The organism is Paenibacillus polymyxa (assembly GCF_015710975.1).
Classification (GTDB): Bacteria; Bacillota; Bacilli; order Paenibacillales; family Paenibacillaceae; genus Paenibacillus; species Paenibacillus polymyxa.
Map to the genome: position 1 here is coordinate 2,158,830 of NZ_CP049783.1, position 14,936 is coordinate 2,173,765.

The 14,936-nt window shown below is 47.1% G+C and carries 13 protein-coding genes and 1 riboswitch; of the genes, 10 read left to right on the plus strand and 3 right to left on the minus strand.

Annotated elements, in window-relative coordinates:
• Positions 1-42 precede the first annotated feature (42 nt).
• A riboswitch (purine riboswitch) is annotated at positions 43-142 on the plus strand.
• Positions 143-210: 68 nt separating this feature from the next.
• The 9 genes from G7035_RS09715 to G7035_RS09755 all read left to right on the plus strand — a co-directional run bounded on the left by G7035_RS09715 (position 211) and on the right by G7035_RS09755 (position 9,584).
• Complete coding sequence (locus G7035_RS09715; RefSeq protein WP_019688926.1) at positions 211-1,389, plus strand: MFS transporter; 1,179 nt, start codon at positions 211-213, stop codon at positions 1,387-1,389.
• Positions 1,390-1,469: 80 nt separating this feature from the next.
• Positions 1,470-1,613, plus strand: a complete 144-nt coding sequence (locus G7035_RS09720; protein ID WP_016822706.1) for an RAxF-45 family protein — start codon at positions 1,470-1,472, stop codon at positions 1,611-1,613.
• 103 nt (positions 1,614-1,716) lie between these two features.
• The gene (abc-f, locus tag G7035_RS09725) at positions 1,717-3,801 is read left to right on the plus strand and encodes a ribosomal protection-like ABC-F family protein (protein ID WP_019688925.1); all 2,085 of its coding nucleotides are present in this window, start codon (positions 1,717-1,719) and stop codon (positions 3,799-3,801) included.
• Between the two features lie 333 nt (positions 3,802-4,134).
• On the plus strand, positions 4,135-4,863 hold the full coding sequence (locus G7035_RS09730; protein WP_017426158.1) for an ABC transporter ATP-binding protein: 729 nt from the start codon (positions 4,135-4,137) through the stop codon (positions 4,861-4,863).
• A complete protein-coding gene (locus G7035_RS09735; RefSeq protein WP_029515262.1) occupies positions 4,860-5,660 on the plus strand; it encodes an ABC transporter permease in 801 nt (266 codons plus the stop codon). Before G7035_RS09730 ends, G7035_RS09735 begins: the two co-directional genes overlap by 4 nt.
• A 12-nt stretch (positions 5,661-5,672) precedes the next feature.
• Positions 5,673-6,440 (plus strand): ABC transporter permease, encoded by a 768-nt coding sequence (locus G7035_RS09740; RefSeq protein ID WP_019688923.1) that lies wholly within the window; start codon positions 5,673-5,675, stop codon positions 6,438-6,440.
• 204 nt (positions 6,441-6,644) lie between these two features.
• Entirely contained in the window at positions 6,645-7,877 is a 1,233-nt protein-coding gene (locus G7035_RS09745; protein ID WP_019688922.1) for an ABC transporter substrate-binding protein, read from the plus strand.
• Positions 7,878-7,893: 16 nt separating this feature from the next.
• The gene (locus G7035_RS09750) at positions 7,894-8,760 is read left to right on the plus strand and encodes a carbohydrate ABC transporter permease (RefSeq protein ID WP_019688921.1); all 867 of its coding nucleotides are present in this window, start codon (positions 7,894-7,896) and stop codon (positions 8,758-8,760) included.
• Positions 8,760-9,584: a carbohydrate ABC transporter permease gene (locus G7035_RS09755; RefSeq protein WP_016822712.1), complete on the plus strand. Its 825-nt coding sequence runs from the start codon at positions 8,760-8,762 to the stop codon at positions 9,582-9,584. The genes G7035_RS09750 and G7035_RS09755 overlap by 1 nt, the downstream gene beginning before the upstream one ends.
• 109 nt (positions 9,585-9,693) lie before the next feature.
• On the opposite strand, the gene G7035_RS09760 is transcribed toward G7035_RS09755, so the two are convergent.
• The 3 genes from G7035_RS09760 to G7035_RS09770 form a co-directional block, all read right to left on the minus strand.
• Entirely contained in the window at positions 9,694-11,379 is a 1,686-nt protein-coding gene (locus G7035_RS09760) for a DUF4179 domain-containing protein (RefSeq protein ID WP_019688920.1), read from the minus strand.
• Positions 11,348-11,899: an RNA polymerase sigma factor gene (locus G7035_RS09765; RefSeq protein ID WP_019688919.1), complete on the minus strand. Its 552-nt coding sequence runs from the start codon at positions 11,897-11,899 to the stop codon at positions 11,348-11,350. The genes G7035_RS09760 and G7035_RS09765 overlap by 32 nt, the downstream gene beginning before the upstream one ends.
• A 257-nt stretch (positions 11,900-12,156) precedes the next feature.
• Positions 12,157-13,164, minus strand: coding sequence for an acrylyl-CoA reductase family protein (locus G7035_RS09770; RefSeq protein WP_019688918.1), 1,008 nt, complete (start codon positions 13,162-13,164; stop codon positions 12,157-12,159).
• A 356-nt stretch (positions 13,165-13,520) separates the two neighbouring features.
• Here G7035_RS09770 and G7035_RS09775 point away from each other — a divergent pair, with 356 nt between their 5' ends.
• Positions 13,521-14,930 (plus strand): MATE family efflux transporter, encoded by a 1,410-nt coding sequence (locus G7035_RS09775; RefSeq protein ID WP_016822716.1) that lies wholly within the window; start codon positions 13,521-13,523, stop codon positions 14,928-14,930.
• Positions 14,931-14,936: the final 6 nt, after the last annotated feature.

A 14,936-nucleotide genomic window follows, 5' to 3' on the forward strand; every position in this document is an offset into this window, starting at 1 on the left:
CCAGAGGCTCCTTTATAGTAATAGCTATAACCTTCGTGAAGCGTAATAAATGAATGCCCCATTTGTATAACCTCAATAATATGGTTTGAGGGTCTCTACCAGGAACCGATAAATCCTGATTACAAAAAGTGTACGTCTTGTACATTTCTTGTGGTCAGGATTTTTTTGCGTGATGCGAGGGATTTACATGACAGCAAAGGAGCTAATGTAATGAACTTCAAAGTAGTTATTTTAACCATTGCGACCTTTACGGTAGGTCTGGTGGAGTTGATTATCGGTGGCGTGCTGCCCCAGATTGCACAGGATTTGAACGTCTCTGTAAGCACGGCAGGACAGCTTATCATGATCTATGCGCTCGTGTACGCTATTGCTGGGCCGACTTTGTTGGCGTTGACCGCCAAAATCGAACGAAAGCGACTGTATTTGTGGTCGATGTTTATCTTTATTCTGGGAAGTCTGCTGGCTTTCTGGAGTCCGAACTATGCTGTGTTGTTTATATCTCGTATCATTACTGCTGCCAGTGGATCATTGATCGTGACATTGTCGCTAACCATTGCAGTCAAAGTGGTGTCCAAAGCTTATCAAGCCCGCGTTCTCGGTGTAATCTCCATGGGGGTCAGTTCCTCCATTGTGCTAGGCATTCCAGCCGGGGTGCTGATTGGAAATGCGTTTGGCTGGCGGGTGCTATTCCTGATTATTGCCTTGTTGACCGTAGTTTCTATGATCATTATGCACTTGTTTATGGAGCGGATTCCAACTGAGCATGTTGTGCCTATGCGTGAGCAGTTGAAGTCCTTGAAAAATGTTAAAGTAATCAGTGCCCATCTGGTCACTACGCTGACACTGGCGGGACACTACACGTTGTATGCGTACTTCACTCCGTTTTTGGAAAACCTGATGGGCTTGAACGCTTCATGGGTGAGTGTCGCCTATTTTGTCTTTGGATTGGCGGCAGTGAGCGGCGGCTTTATTGGCGGCTCTTTGGCCGACCGATTCGGCACAGCGAAAAGTATTCTCATTGTCGTGGGTGTGTTTATCGCCGTGATGTTCCTGCTGCCGTTCTCGATTCACTCGATGTATGTGTTTGTGCCGCTTCTGATCATCTGGGGAATCCTGAGCTGGGCCTTGTCGCCCCCAATGCAAAGTTATCTTATTGAAAATGCACCCGAATCAGGCAGTATTCAGCAAAGCTTTAATTTCTCTGCACTCCAGGTCGGGATCGCTCTCGGTTCTGCCTTGGGAGGGGTAGTGATTGAGAATAGCGAATCTGTTGCCACGAATGCTTGGGTAGGTGGGGCATTTGTGATTGTTGCTTTTGTCTGCGGCGTTTTTTCGATTACCAGAGCGGGGGCATCGCAGACAGTCAGAGGACACCACTCCGTGTCATAACCCAGTAGGATATTTTTCCCTTTTGTTATTCGAAAAAACATGTTATACTACTTCCAATTATGAAGAAGGAGGTGAGGTAGGTGAATCACGAGATGCTGAACAACCGTATTAGCCAGCTGCCGATTGCTATGGCTGGCATTGTTCATGCTTTTCCATACAACGGGAGAAGTCTGTCCAATTTTAATCATACGGTTGTAAACATCGCGAGAAGACGCCTACCTTAACTCGAACGGATTGCTGTACCTTCCGAAGAGTCGCGGGGTTGCTCCTGCGGCTCTTTTTGTGTTACCTGGGTAAGGGTCTTCCTAAATAAAGGAGAGCCTGAACATGTATATTGTAAACGGTCAACAATTGAAAAAATACCACGCTGCCAATCTGATTTTAGATGGAGCAACGTTTGATATCCATAAGGGAGAAAAGGTGGGGCTCATCGGTCGCAACGGAAGCGGGAAAACCACCCTATTACGCCTAATTGCGCGTTTGTCCCGCCCAGATGAAGGGCAGCTCGTCATCGCCAAGGATACGAAAATCGGCTATTTGCCGCAAATCCCGGCAGAGTTTGAAAGCTTCACCGTATACGAAACGCTGGCTTACGCCTATCGTGAACTGAAGGATTGCCGCAATCAGATGACCACACTGGAACGGGAAATGTCAGATCTGGTTGTGGCAGCGAATCCCGAGCTGTTAGAGAAGCTGTTGCAAACGTATGCTTCTCTACAGGAGCGGTTTGAGCGTAATGGCGGCTATGAAATGGATGCCAGTATGGATCAGATAGCGGATGGGCTAGGTATTCCCAAAGCTATGTATACGCGCAACTTCGGGTCACTTTCAGGCGGAGAAAAAACCAAAATAGCGCTGGCATCACAGCTCATTGGACGACCAGATCTACTGTTGCTGGATGAGCCGACCAACCATTTGGATTTGAAAGGATTGGAATGGCTGGAGCAATTTTTGCAGGGCTACGCAGGTGCGTGTGTGGTTGTATCCCATGATCGCTATTTTCTGGATCGAGTTGCCGGCAAAATGATCGAACTGGAGGATGGCGAGGCCTTTACGTACTATACGAATTACAGCGGCTACGTTAAGGAGAAGGAAGAACGTCTGCTGCTGCAATTTGAGGATTATAAGGAGCAGCAAAAGCGGATCAAAAAGATGAAAGAGGCCATTCGCCGTTTGGAAGAGTGGGGACGCAATGGCGATAATGAAAAGTTTTTCAAAAAAGCAGCCTCAATCCGCAAGGCGCTGGAACGAATGGAGCTGGTGAAGCGACCTGTACTGGACCCTCAAGGTGCGGAGTTTCACCTAAAGTTGGAGGATCGTTCCGGTCGCAGGGTGCTTCAATTCGAGGACATCACCAAAGCCTATGGAGAACGTCAAATATTAAACGAGGCAACAGGCAGCCTTGAATTTGGTGAAAAGGTAGCTTTGCTAGGCAATAACGGCGCGGGCAAAACGACGCTGCTCAAGCTGTTGCTTGGTCAGGAAAGCGTAGATGCAGGCACGGTCCAATGGGGCGCACGCGTCGAGTACGGATATTTGGCGCAGCAAGAGAGAGAACGGGATAGCCGGGCGACGGTGCTTGCTTACTTCAAGGAGGAAGCAGGGCTGGAAGAAGGCGAAGCACGCGGGCAGCTGGCGAAGTATTTATTTTATGGTGCGGATGTGTTTAAACCTGTGAGCATGCTGTCCGGTGGGGAGTGGTCTCGCTTGCGGCTGGCGTTGCTGGTTATGAAAAAGCCGAATTTGCTGGTGCTGGATGAGCCGACCAACCATCTGGACATCGATTCCCGCGAGGCCTTGGAGGAAGCGCTGGGCACCTACACGGGAACGGTGCTAGCCATTTCCCATGACCGCTACTTTGTGAATAAGCTGGCTGGACGCGTGTGGGAGCTGGAAAACGGAAAGCTGTCCTTTTATCTGGGCGGCTTTGATGAATACCGCGCGAAGAAGCGGGAGCTGGAAAACGCCCACTCGCAACACGGAGCGGATGCAGGAGTACGCTCGGCATCTGCAGGTAGAGCCGCATCTGGTGGCGGCTCGGGCGCGGGCCTAGCTACGCCCGCCAGTGCAGCGAGCAATGATGCGGGAACGGCTGCGCGGACAGGGGCGACCACCGGAGCCGATGCGAGCCGTGCTCGCTCCGGGGCGGCAGGTCAATTGGGGGCGCCCGATGTCCGGAGTGGGGCACGCGGAGCGAAGTCCGCGAAGCCGTCCCGCCCACCCGCTGTGTCCCGCGAGCGGTTGGAGCGGGCGATTGCCGCCAAGGAAGCAGCATTGGCGGCGACAGATGCCGAGCTGGAACTGCTCGGCACAAGCAGCGACACAGCACGCATGGCGGAGCTGTGGGACGTGCGTGAGCGACTGCAAGCGGAGCTGGACACGTTGCTCGGCGAGTGGGTTGAACTGGAGTAGGCGACAGGCTGGTTGCTGAAGATAGGCAACGTATATTTGCATAAAGAATAGCCCTGAGGTAGCGCGTCTGCCGAAGGGCTATTTTTGTATGGTAAAGACATTATCGCCAAAATTAATAACCATCTATTATATTAAAGGACATTTATGAATTATTTATATTTTATTTTACATATAAAGCGAACCTTTTACATTTCGCAACATGTGGTATTTTTTAAACTGTATGGTTAATGTGTATCATTGTTAACTGAAGTTTGTGTCGTCAATAGAAATCTTATATATCCAATGCCCGCGTTGGCAACTATTTTACGATTCGTTATGAATGGGGGAAATAGTATGTCGGACTCCTTGCTGGAGGTCAGCCAGGTGACGAAAAAAATGGGAAAAAGGTATTTGTTAGATCGTGTTTCCTTTAAGCTTCAAAAAGGAAAGATATATGGATTTATTGGGCCTAATGGGGCCGGTAAAACTACAATGATGCGAATCATGACCGGATTAATGCAGCCAACCAGCGGTTCTGTAAAGATAGCTTCATATGATGTGCACACTGATCGGGAAAAGGCGTTATGCAAGGTAGGGGCCATTGTTGAATCTCCAGTCTTTTTTGATTACATGACAGGTAGGCAGGTTTTGCGCAACTTGTCACGGCTACATTCTGAAATTGCGCCCTCAGATCGGGAGATACATATCGAAGAGTTGCTTACAAAGGTGAGGCTGGAAAAGCGGGGGGATGACAAGGTGAAAACCTACTCGCTGGGAATGAAGCAAAGACTAGGTATTGCGCAGTCCATGCTGGGCGCTCCTGAGCTTCTGCTGCTGGATGAACCGTCCAACGGTCTTGATCCCATGGGGATGAGAGAGCTGAGAGATATTGTGCTTCAGCTGCGTGATTCTGCGAATTATGCCTTTTTTATCTCCAGTCATCTACTGGATGAATTGCAACAGATGTGCGATGAACTCATTGTAATTAAAGAGGGTAGGCTAGTTTGGCAGGGGCCCGCTGATCAGCTGATAAAGGAAGGCCAACGTCTGGAGGATGCCTTTATGGGATTAATGGGACTATGAAGTTATTAGTATACAGCGAGTTCGAGAGATTATGGAGACGAAAGTGGTTCTGGCTCATGGTATTATGTACACCAATGCTAGCCTGTTCGACAGGAGTATATTTCTTGCGCACGATGAAGATTCCTGTAGAGGTATTATCCCTAAACTTTGTCGTTACGGGTCTGCGTGAGAATTTGTTTTTAGCATGTAATATAGCTGTGGCTGTTTTAGCGGCTGCTGTATACACAGAGGAATTTCGAAGCGGGCAACTGCGTTTGTTGTTTATGCGCCGATTTACCCGCGGTCAGATTTTCTGGGGTAAGCTGTTGGTTTTGAATACTTCTATCTTGCTTCTTCTCATGGCATTTGCAGTATCCTCGCAGGTGATCGTTGAAGTATGGACTCTTTCATATGATATAAGTGATGCGGGACTGTCTGGATCTCAGGGACTACAGATGCTTGAATACTATGGTTGGGCACTTGCCTCATTATTGGCAATAAGCTCCTTTTACTGCTTTGTCGCGATGTACAGTAAGAGTGTAACGTATGCAATCGGTTTTTGTATGGTATACAATCTGGGCTCACTGTTGTTTGATTCATTGTATTTAAAATTGGCCGCTTTGGTTTCTCATATCCCCTACTTATACAATGTGATTGCATTTATGATTGTTCCATATATGCAGCATACAGGACTAGATAGGTCCTTAATGGGGAATTTGTCTGTGAATAGAGCGATTATCACCGTTGTTAGTCTATATCTTATCTTTTTTACTTGGGGGGCTTACCGCCGGTTTGTGACCGATGATTATCTGTATTAGGGGGATTTCCTCGTGCTAGGAATATGGCGAAGTGAAATGGAACGAATTTGGAATCGCAAATCCAGTCTTTTATTATATATAGCCTATATATTAATCGTGATCGCAATTATATGGAGCCATAAAGTAACGGGTACGAAGGTCTTACGTTTTGGTGAAGGAACTGTGGTCGTAAATAATCTCAATCTGCCGTGGCTGATGATGAGTGAGGTTGCTTTATTTCTCATTACAGCAATCCTGCCCATTCTGTATGTGGACCAATTAAGCGGGGATCTCTATTCTGGAGCCTATAGGCTATATGTGTTACGACCGTATCGACGTTTTCAGTTTTGGCTTGCCAAGTTGCTAGCACTATCAGCCATAACGGTCATTTTTATGGGGACAAGCTTGCTTATAGGTGTAATCGCTGGATGGTTGTTTTTTCCGCACAGCTCTACTTTTTTTAAATATGGGTCATCCGTTGCCTCTTTCCGGTCGGACGCTATACCCTACATACTTGGGTTTTATTTGGTATTAACGCTGGTTTGTCTGGTAAAGCTCATGTTGAGTAGCGTTGTGTGTTTGTTTGTGTCACGGCCGTTATTTGCTTATATAGTGATTCTTATCTTATCCGTATTTCTCTTCGAGTTGTTTAGGCCACTCATTATGTTAATGGACCCATTTCGAGAAATATTGCTTGCTCTAAGGATTGACAACTCATTTGAATTTTGGATGTGTGCAGGAGGAATGATTATAGCCTGCATGATTATTAGTTTTACACGATGGCAAAAGAAGATTGTTTAGAAATAAGACTTTGTAACCCGAACATTATAAAAGCGAAAGGGATCCACGCGACCGTTTGAAGGTTAGCTGGATCTTTTTTTAATACGAACGGTGTTGGACTTCGGGAAGGCGTTTGCCTCTACGGTATCGTTTCTTTTTCGCCAGAGACGGGTATTAATTGTCTAGTACCGCATAGATTGACATAGGGGAAAAGGAGGTATGAGCATGTGGAATGGGGTCAAAAGGCTGTCTGCACTAGCGGCGATCCTGCTGCTAACGATCGTTGTAAGCGCATGCAATAAGGGCGACGCTTCAGGCAAGGTGCAAATTGAGTTTTTCCAAAATAAGCCGGAGGCTAAGGGTTCATTCGATAAGCTGATCGCTCAATTCAATCAGGAGCATCCTGGTATTGAAGTGACACAGGTTAACCCGCCAGAGGCAGAAACGGTGCTATTGACACGGGTTGTCAAAAACGATGTACCTGACATTGTGGGGCTTGGGGCCACAGATACCTACTCCATTTTGGCGCAAAGCGGTATTTTTACGGATCTGGCAAATACAGAATTACCACGTACGGTGGACCCGATTTACCTCAAAATGCTTAAGGATGTGACCGGGGTCGATCCTGTGTATGGAATTCCTTATGCTGCGAATGCGAATGGTGTGATGTACAACAAAAAGCTTTTTAGGGAAATGGGATTACAGGTGCCCAAAACGTGGGATGAACTGATTGCAACAGCGCAAAAAATCAAGGCTGCTGGCAAGATCCCATTCTATTTTACATATAAAGATGATTGGCAAACGAACCTCCCTTTTAATGCACTGGGTCCAAATTTGGTGGGTATTGATTTTTTCCTGCAACGGCGTGAGAATCAGGTCACCTTTCAGGACAAGTACCGCGAGGTTGCGGAAAAGCAGCTGGAGCTGCTGAAATACGGACATAGTGATAACTTTGGCAAAAACTATGCTGACGGGAACCGTGCTTTCGCTAACGGGCAGGGACTGATGTACATTCAGGGCTCGTGGGCTATATCTGAAATCCGCAAAGCTAACCCGAAAGTGGAACTCGGATTTTTCCCGTTCCCCACAGGGAATGACGCCAAGGCGGTCAAGCTGGTGTCTGGGATAGATACGCTATTGGCTGTTTCGGAAAGCACCCCGCATAAAAAGGAAGCTGAAGAGTTCATTGCCTTCCTATTGAAGCCGGAGAACAGCAAGCAATACATTACGGAACAAACGTTGTTTTCAGCGGTGAAGGGAGTCACGCAGGATGACCCGAGTGTGGCGGAGCTATTGCCGTATTTTAAGTCAGGCCGTGTCATTGATTTCGCCGATCACTATATTCCCAAAGCCGTCCAATTGAATTCTATTGTGCAGGCCTTCCTGCAAAACGGAGACATCGACGCCTATCTGGCCAAACTCGACCGGGAATGGAATAAGGTGGCTAACCGCCGATAGGGGAGGAGGATGAGACATGAATAAGCGACTAACGACTTTTTACTGGATGACAGTACCGGCGGTGCTATTGTTTTTTATATTTTTGACCTTACCTGCCTTGCAGGGATTTTACTATTCGCTCACTAATTGGAACGGATTCGGACATCAGTATCACTTTGTCGGATTTAAGAACTATATTAATTTGTTTCAGGATGACAATGTGGGCAATGCTTACTGGTTTACTTTCAAATTTGCGATTGTGGTTACCATTGCGATTAATATTCTCAGCTTGTTGATTGCCATGGGGCTGAACGCTAAAATACGTTTCCGTAATTTCTTTCGAGGAATTTATTTTTTGCCTAATATTTTGAGCGTATTAATTGTAGGTTACATATTTAATTACCTGTTCTCGAATGTGTTTACGATTTGGGGACAAAATCTGCGCATCAGTTCACTATCGACCAACATCCTGGGTAGCGAGCAGTTGGCTTGGGTGGGGGTGGTCATTGTAGCCGTATGGCAGGGCATTGCCTTTAATACGATCCTCTATCTGGCAGGGCTGCAAACAATTCCGACCAGTCTGTATGAGGCATCCAACCTGGACGGTGCAGGTAAATGGCGTGAATTCTGGAGCATTACCTTTCCGTTGATTGCTCCATTTTTTACGATCAATATGGTATTGGCGATGAAAAATTCCCTAATGGTATTCGATCAGATCGTGGCCTTGACGAACGGCGGACCGGGACGGGCCACGCAGTCGATTTCTCATCTGATATACACCGGAGGCTTTAGAGGAGGAGAATTTGCCTATCAGTCAGCTAACTCTGTGATTTACTTTATTGTGATCGCGATCATTTCCATCTTACAGCTGCGATTCCTCCAGAGAAGGGAGATGGATAACTGATGAAAACAAGCAGACGTACCAACTGGCCTGTGCTGATTCTGGTAGCGTTGGGGACAATATTTATCCTGTTTCCCCTCTATATGACGGTGACGATTGCACTCAAAAATCCCGAGCAGATGGCGCATTCCGCCTTTGCCTTTCCGACGGAGCTGCATTGGGAAAATTTTAGTCGTGCAGTGGAAATGACCCATTTTTTCAGTGCTTTTCAGAATAGTGTGATGGTGACAACATCGACGGTCATACTCACTTTGCTCACCAACTCGATGGTTGCTTATGCCATTGCTCGCAATATGCAGCGGCGTTTTTTCAAAGGATTATATTTTTACTTTGTCAGCGCCATGTTTATTCCGTTCCCGATCATCATGCTGCCGATTGTAAAGCTGGCCTCGGGGCTGCATATGACCAATCTGTTGGGTCTCATTGTGCTGCATACGGTGTATGGTTTGGCGTTTAATGTCTTCGTGTATGTCGGTTATATTCGTTCGATTCCAGTGGCATTGGAAGAGGCAGCCACGGTAGATGGTGCGACGACATGGGGGACATTTTGGCGTATTATATTTCCGCTGATGGCGCCGATTAGTGCTACAGTGGGGATTCTCACTTGTTTGTCCACATATAATGACTTTTTGCTGCCGCTCATTATTATCAGCGATGCGGAGCAATATACATTGCCGCTCGTCCAGTATGTGTTCCAGGGACAGTTCAATACTGACTTTAATCTGGCCTTTGCCTCGTACTTGATGGCCTTGCTGCCGATGATTATTGTCTATCTGATTGCACAAAAATGGATTATTAATGGTGTTACGCAAGGTTCTGTAAAATAAGGTGAGAATACAACAGCTTCAAGCGGACTGTGCCTTACTAGGCAAGTGAAAGGAGGGTCCCTATACTGCGAATCACACAGGTATAGAGAACCCTCTTTTTATAGCATGGTTATTTAGATGCTTGGCTGTTGCTAGTCAATGGCTGCAAGGGTACGCTCGTCTCTGCTTCAGGTTCGTCCGTTGTATAGTAGAACATATAAATAGAAGCTTCCTTTCCCTTGAAGTTCTTGTAGACATCGACTGCCTTATTATTGCCGTCTCCGGCGAAGTTGGCTGTGATCGGCTTGCCAATCATCCGTTCTTTCCCCAGACCCATATGCGTCTGGTTGATCCCTCCAAAGTGAGTATCCTCACTTTCGGTTTCTACGAATAAATCTGCTCCTTGTTTGTAGTAGGTCCACTTCACAGGATAGCCGCCGATTTGCGTCGTTATCGTCTGCTTTTGCTCAGAAATATCAGTCAAATGCTGCGGCGTTTTGTCATCCGAATGAGTCGTAACCTTGTATTTGCCTGTAAAAGTAATGGGAGTATCTCGGGTAATCGCAAGATGGGCCGGCCGTTCAAAACGGATCGTATTCAGATCGTGGTCCTGATCTGGTGAAGACCAACGATTACCCTCTAACGTTGTGCCGTTCACAGAAAGAAAATATTTTTGATAAGGCAACATGGCGAATTTCTTTTCGCTTCTGATCGTGACACGGATTTGTGTCGGTGTCACAATCATTTGTTCCAGCATGAAATTCGGATTACCGTTCTCCAAGGGGGTATTCAGCACACTTTTAATCGTCCCGCTCTCCATTTTCTTCTTGCTTAGCTGCAGGTCAAAGTTTAGGGGTTCATGTATACTTTTCTCCGTTTGTGCATATTGCAGTTTAAAAGTAGTCTGCCCTTCTGGTATATCCCCTTTAGTAAAATACTGCTGGGCTGTGTATTCTCCGTTCTCACCGGGTGTACCAAATGTCCCTCCAGATTGGGGGTTCACAGGCTTCCCATCTTTGTAGGCAATAATTTGCGGATTGTCCCATTCTTTTGGTATGGAGGAATCGAAGGTAATTGCTGATGACAGCATCAGCTTGTCCTTACCTTGTTCGAATACCTGTACCTTCATATCTTGTAGACCGTTACGATCTAGCCTGAAAGTCTGTTTCTGAGGCGATGTGATATCGAGCGGCAAATCCAATTCCTGAACGCTGGTAAGCTCAATATGATCCACGGCCAGCCGCACGTTTTCTGTTTCTTGCTGCGGTGTCCAATCGCTTTCAAAGTAGCCGTTATAGCGTTGGTTTTTCTCATCCCATTGTTGGAAGCTATACTCCCCTTCACTACTTTTTCCCGCAGCATTTTTAAGCGATACCCCTTTGACATTCCAAAACTCGTTGTCTGCGCGTTTTCCAACCTCCAGGCTGTACAGAATTACAGTCCGGTTCTCATCAACAATAGCGGTATGCAACGTCAGCTTTATTCCGTCTTTGGTGACAGACTGTTCTAATGGCTGTCCCAGGTCTTGAGCTAATGCTGTCTCAATTCCACTTCTTCCGTGCAGCAGATTGCCCCAATTATAATGAATGGCGGCATAGACGGGAACGGCAACGAGAAGTGCGCTCAGGGAGGCAGCGATGGCTATTTTGCGCCAATTTCTATGTTGGTGTGGAGTGAATGAATCGGAGGCATCGGTTAGCGTAGGGGCAGTATATCCTGCCTGTTCCATCCGGTTCCACATCTCATCGAAGTCAGGATAGGCTATTTCCGAATCTTCATTTAGCTTACGCTTCAATACCTTTTCTACGTTGTTCATAGTTCTCTCCTTCCAGCTTGGGAATCTGTGCACCAGCCTCCCGCAGTATTTGCTCCATTAACTTTAGTCCTTTGTGTGTCCTGGATTTGACGGTTCCCAGCGGGATTTCCAGCAGTTTCGAGATTTCCGCTAGCGTGAAATCATGCATATAGCGAAGTGTCAGCACAGCACGGATTTTGGCCGGAAGGCGGTTCATGTAAATGGCCCATTCCTCAGCGGACTCGCGTTCCTCCACCTGCCTGTCCACAGGCTTGCCTTCTGTTCCAGTAAAGAGATGGGGATTAGCCGCTACCTTCAAATGCAGGCTTTTTTGGCGTTTAAGATGGTTCAGACAATGATTGACCGTAACTTTCATGATCCAGGCTTTTAGTTGCTCGATGTGCTCGTGATTACTGCGAAACAGAGTAATAAATACTTCCTGTGTTAAATCCTCTGCATCCGAGGCATTATGGACCATGTAATAGCAGGTTCGGTATACATCCCGTTGATATAGATCAAACAACTCTCGGTTACTTTGCAATGATGGCTCTCCTTTCTCGTGCAGTTTACCTATATAACAACTGGAGTCCTCAAAAGGTTCATTTGGTTGTGAAAAATAGATCGTCCGCTTCGAATGTGTCCACTTTTTCTCCAATGTACCACACAAAAAAATAAGCCTGTAAATCTCAAAACTGCAGATTTACAGGCTTCTTATATGTTTCATTGCTAGCCCCTACGGGATGAGCACTCCTTCGGGGCAAAAACACGCTAACGGATAGCTTGCGGGCATAATCCCGCTTAATCAGCTAGCCGTACAATCGTTCTACCCTGTGAGCGGGCTGCCAGGATGTCTTCGAGCGCGCTTGGCAGGTCAGCCAAGCCAATTTCGCGCTCAACGAGCTGTTCCAGCTGCTCCGGCTTCCAGTCACTGCCGAGCTGCTTCCAGATCGCTACGCGGGTGTCATAGGGGCAAAAGACAGAGTCTATGCCCAGCAGATTTACACCGCGCAAAATAAACGGCAGCACCGTCGTAGGCAGCTTGGTGCCTGCTGTCAGGCCGCTCACGGCAACAGAGCCGTTGTAGGCGATCTGGCTAAGCAGCGAAGCGAGCGGCTTTCCGCCTACAGGGTCTACAGCCGCTTGCCAAAGCTGCTTGCCTAGCGGTCGGATGCTCTCGGCACCGTCGTAGACCTCCTCACGCGAAATAACCTCGGCTGCTCCGAGCGCCTTGAGGTAATCATGCGATTCGGCTTTGCCGCTGCTGGCTACGACATGGTAGCCCCTCTTGTGCAGCAAGGCAATGGCTGCACCGCCTACGCCACCCGTTGCTCCGGTGACGAGCACCTTGCCCTTCTCCGGTTCAACGCCGTTTTGCTCTAGCCGATATAACGACAGGGCTGCGGTAAATCCGGCTGTCCCGAAAATCATCGCCTCTCTCAGCGTGAGTCCGTCTGGAAGCGGAACTACCCAGTCCGCAGGCACACGCGCGTATTGGCTGAATCCTCCGAATTGAGACACACCTAGCCCGTAGCCTGTAACGAGTACCGCTTGTCCCTCGCTAAAGCGGCTATCCTCCGAGGAGACGACAGTTCCCGAGCAATCTATGCCGGGTACGAATGGATAGGCTTTGACAATATTGCCATCCTTGCGGGCGGCAAGCCCGTCTTTATAGTTGATGCTGGAATAAGCGACACGAATCAATACCTCTCCAGCAGGTAAACTGCCAGTTTCCAAAGAACGAACCTCTGCTTGAACTTCACCGTCCTGCGTCTGATCGACGACAAGGGCATGAAATGACTGAGTCATCTGTAAAAGCCTCCTTTATTACCGTTTAAGCTTATGAATGGTCTATATATTCCATCTCTAATATACAAATTATGCTTATGCAGCATACAACAATCTGCACAGCCTGTCAGCGGCAATGCTCACAAGCTCTTAATCTATTATACCCTTTAGCTTATAATTACGTCGAAAATACCGGATTATGGATATATTCTTGCAACAATCTATTTCAATAAAGTTCGATAATCAATTATAAAGAGAGTGATAAATGAATTCTTACGCATTTTTCAAATCATTTTACGTAAACGGGATGTATTTTCAGAATGACTGTGCTAACATACCCTTTGATCGTTAAATATTCTATGAAGAAAGGTGAATGAATGACAACCAGAGCACTAAAAAATGGTTCGGTATTGTCCGAAGCCAAGGAACTGAATTTGTTCCGTTTGACATGGCCTATTTTCCTTGAATTGTTCCTGTTTATGCTAATGGGAAGCGTCGATACATTCATGCTCAGCTCTGTATCTGATAATGCAGTGTCGGGTGTGGGCGCATCCAATCAAATTATTTCAATCGCTATCCTTGTACTGGAGGTTATCGGCAACGGCGCTGCTATCGTCGTAGCTCAATATATCGGTTCTAAGAAACTAGTCGAAGCGGCCCAGGTGACGGGTACGGCCATTACTCTGAATTTAATGGTAGGTCTTTTGCTAAGCGTCATTTTTCTTGTGTTTGGTACTCATATGTTGCAATGGCTGAATGTCCAGGGTGATATTCTGACTTATGCGGAATCCTATATGAGTATCGTCGGTGGGGCCATTTTCCTTCAGGCATTGATTAACTCGCTGGCGGCGACCATTCGTACGCACGGTTTTACCAAAGAAACGATGTATGTATCGGTTTTTATGAACGTGATCCACGTGGTCGGCAACTATGTTTTGATTTTGGGACATTGGGGAATGCCTGCACTCGGTGTAGAGGGTGCTGCTATTTCTACAGTAGGTAGCCGCTTTATTTGTCTCTTGATCTTCTTCTGGCTGATGTACCGGGTAACTGAGGTCCGTGTCGAGTGGAAATATTACGTCCATTTATCCAAAAAATTTATCTCAAAAATATTGCGTATTGGTGTACCATCCGCGCTGGAGTCCATCATGTATCAGTCGTGTCAGCTCATATTCACACTGTACGTGACCTATCTGGGCGCAGAAGCAATGGCGACACGTCAATATGCCAATAATATTTCGAGCTATATTTATTTGTTCAGTATGGCAGTTGGTATGGGAACAGCTATCGTAGTGGGAAGACTCGTGGGAGCCAGAGAGAAGGATACGGCTTATAAACGTGTATTGAGCAGTGTGAAATGGGCGCTGCTCGTGACTGTGATCATTGATGCGATAGTTATCTTTTTCCGTGTACCCTTGCTCGGTTTGTTTACGGAAAACCCTGAGATTATTCGTTTGGGTGCACAGGTTATTTTACTTAGCATTCTGCTGGAAACTGGCCGGACGACGAATATCGTCATTATTAACTCGTTGCGTGCTGCTGGAGATGCCAAGTTCCCGGTCTTTATGGGCCTGATCTCCATGGTCTGCATGAGCTTGCCGCTGGGTTATCTGCTGGTATTCAAGCTGGATATGGGACTGGCTGGTGTATGGCTGGCGATTGCTGCTGATGAATGGACTCGTGCTGTCATCATGTATGCCCGCTGGAGAAGCCGATTATGGGAGAAGCATTCGCTGGTCGAGCACGATACACCAGATCAGCCTGCAACGCCTGTTCCGGCGCACTAATCCAAG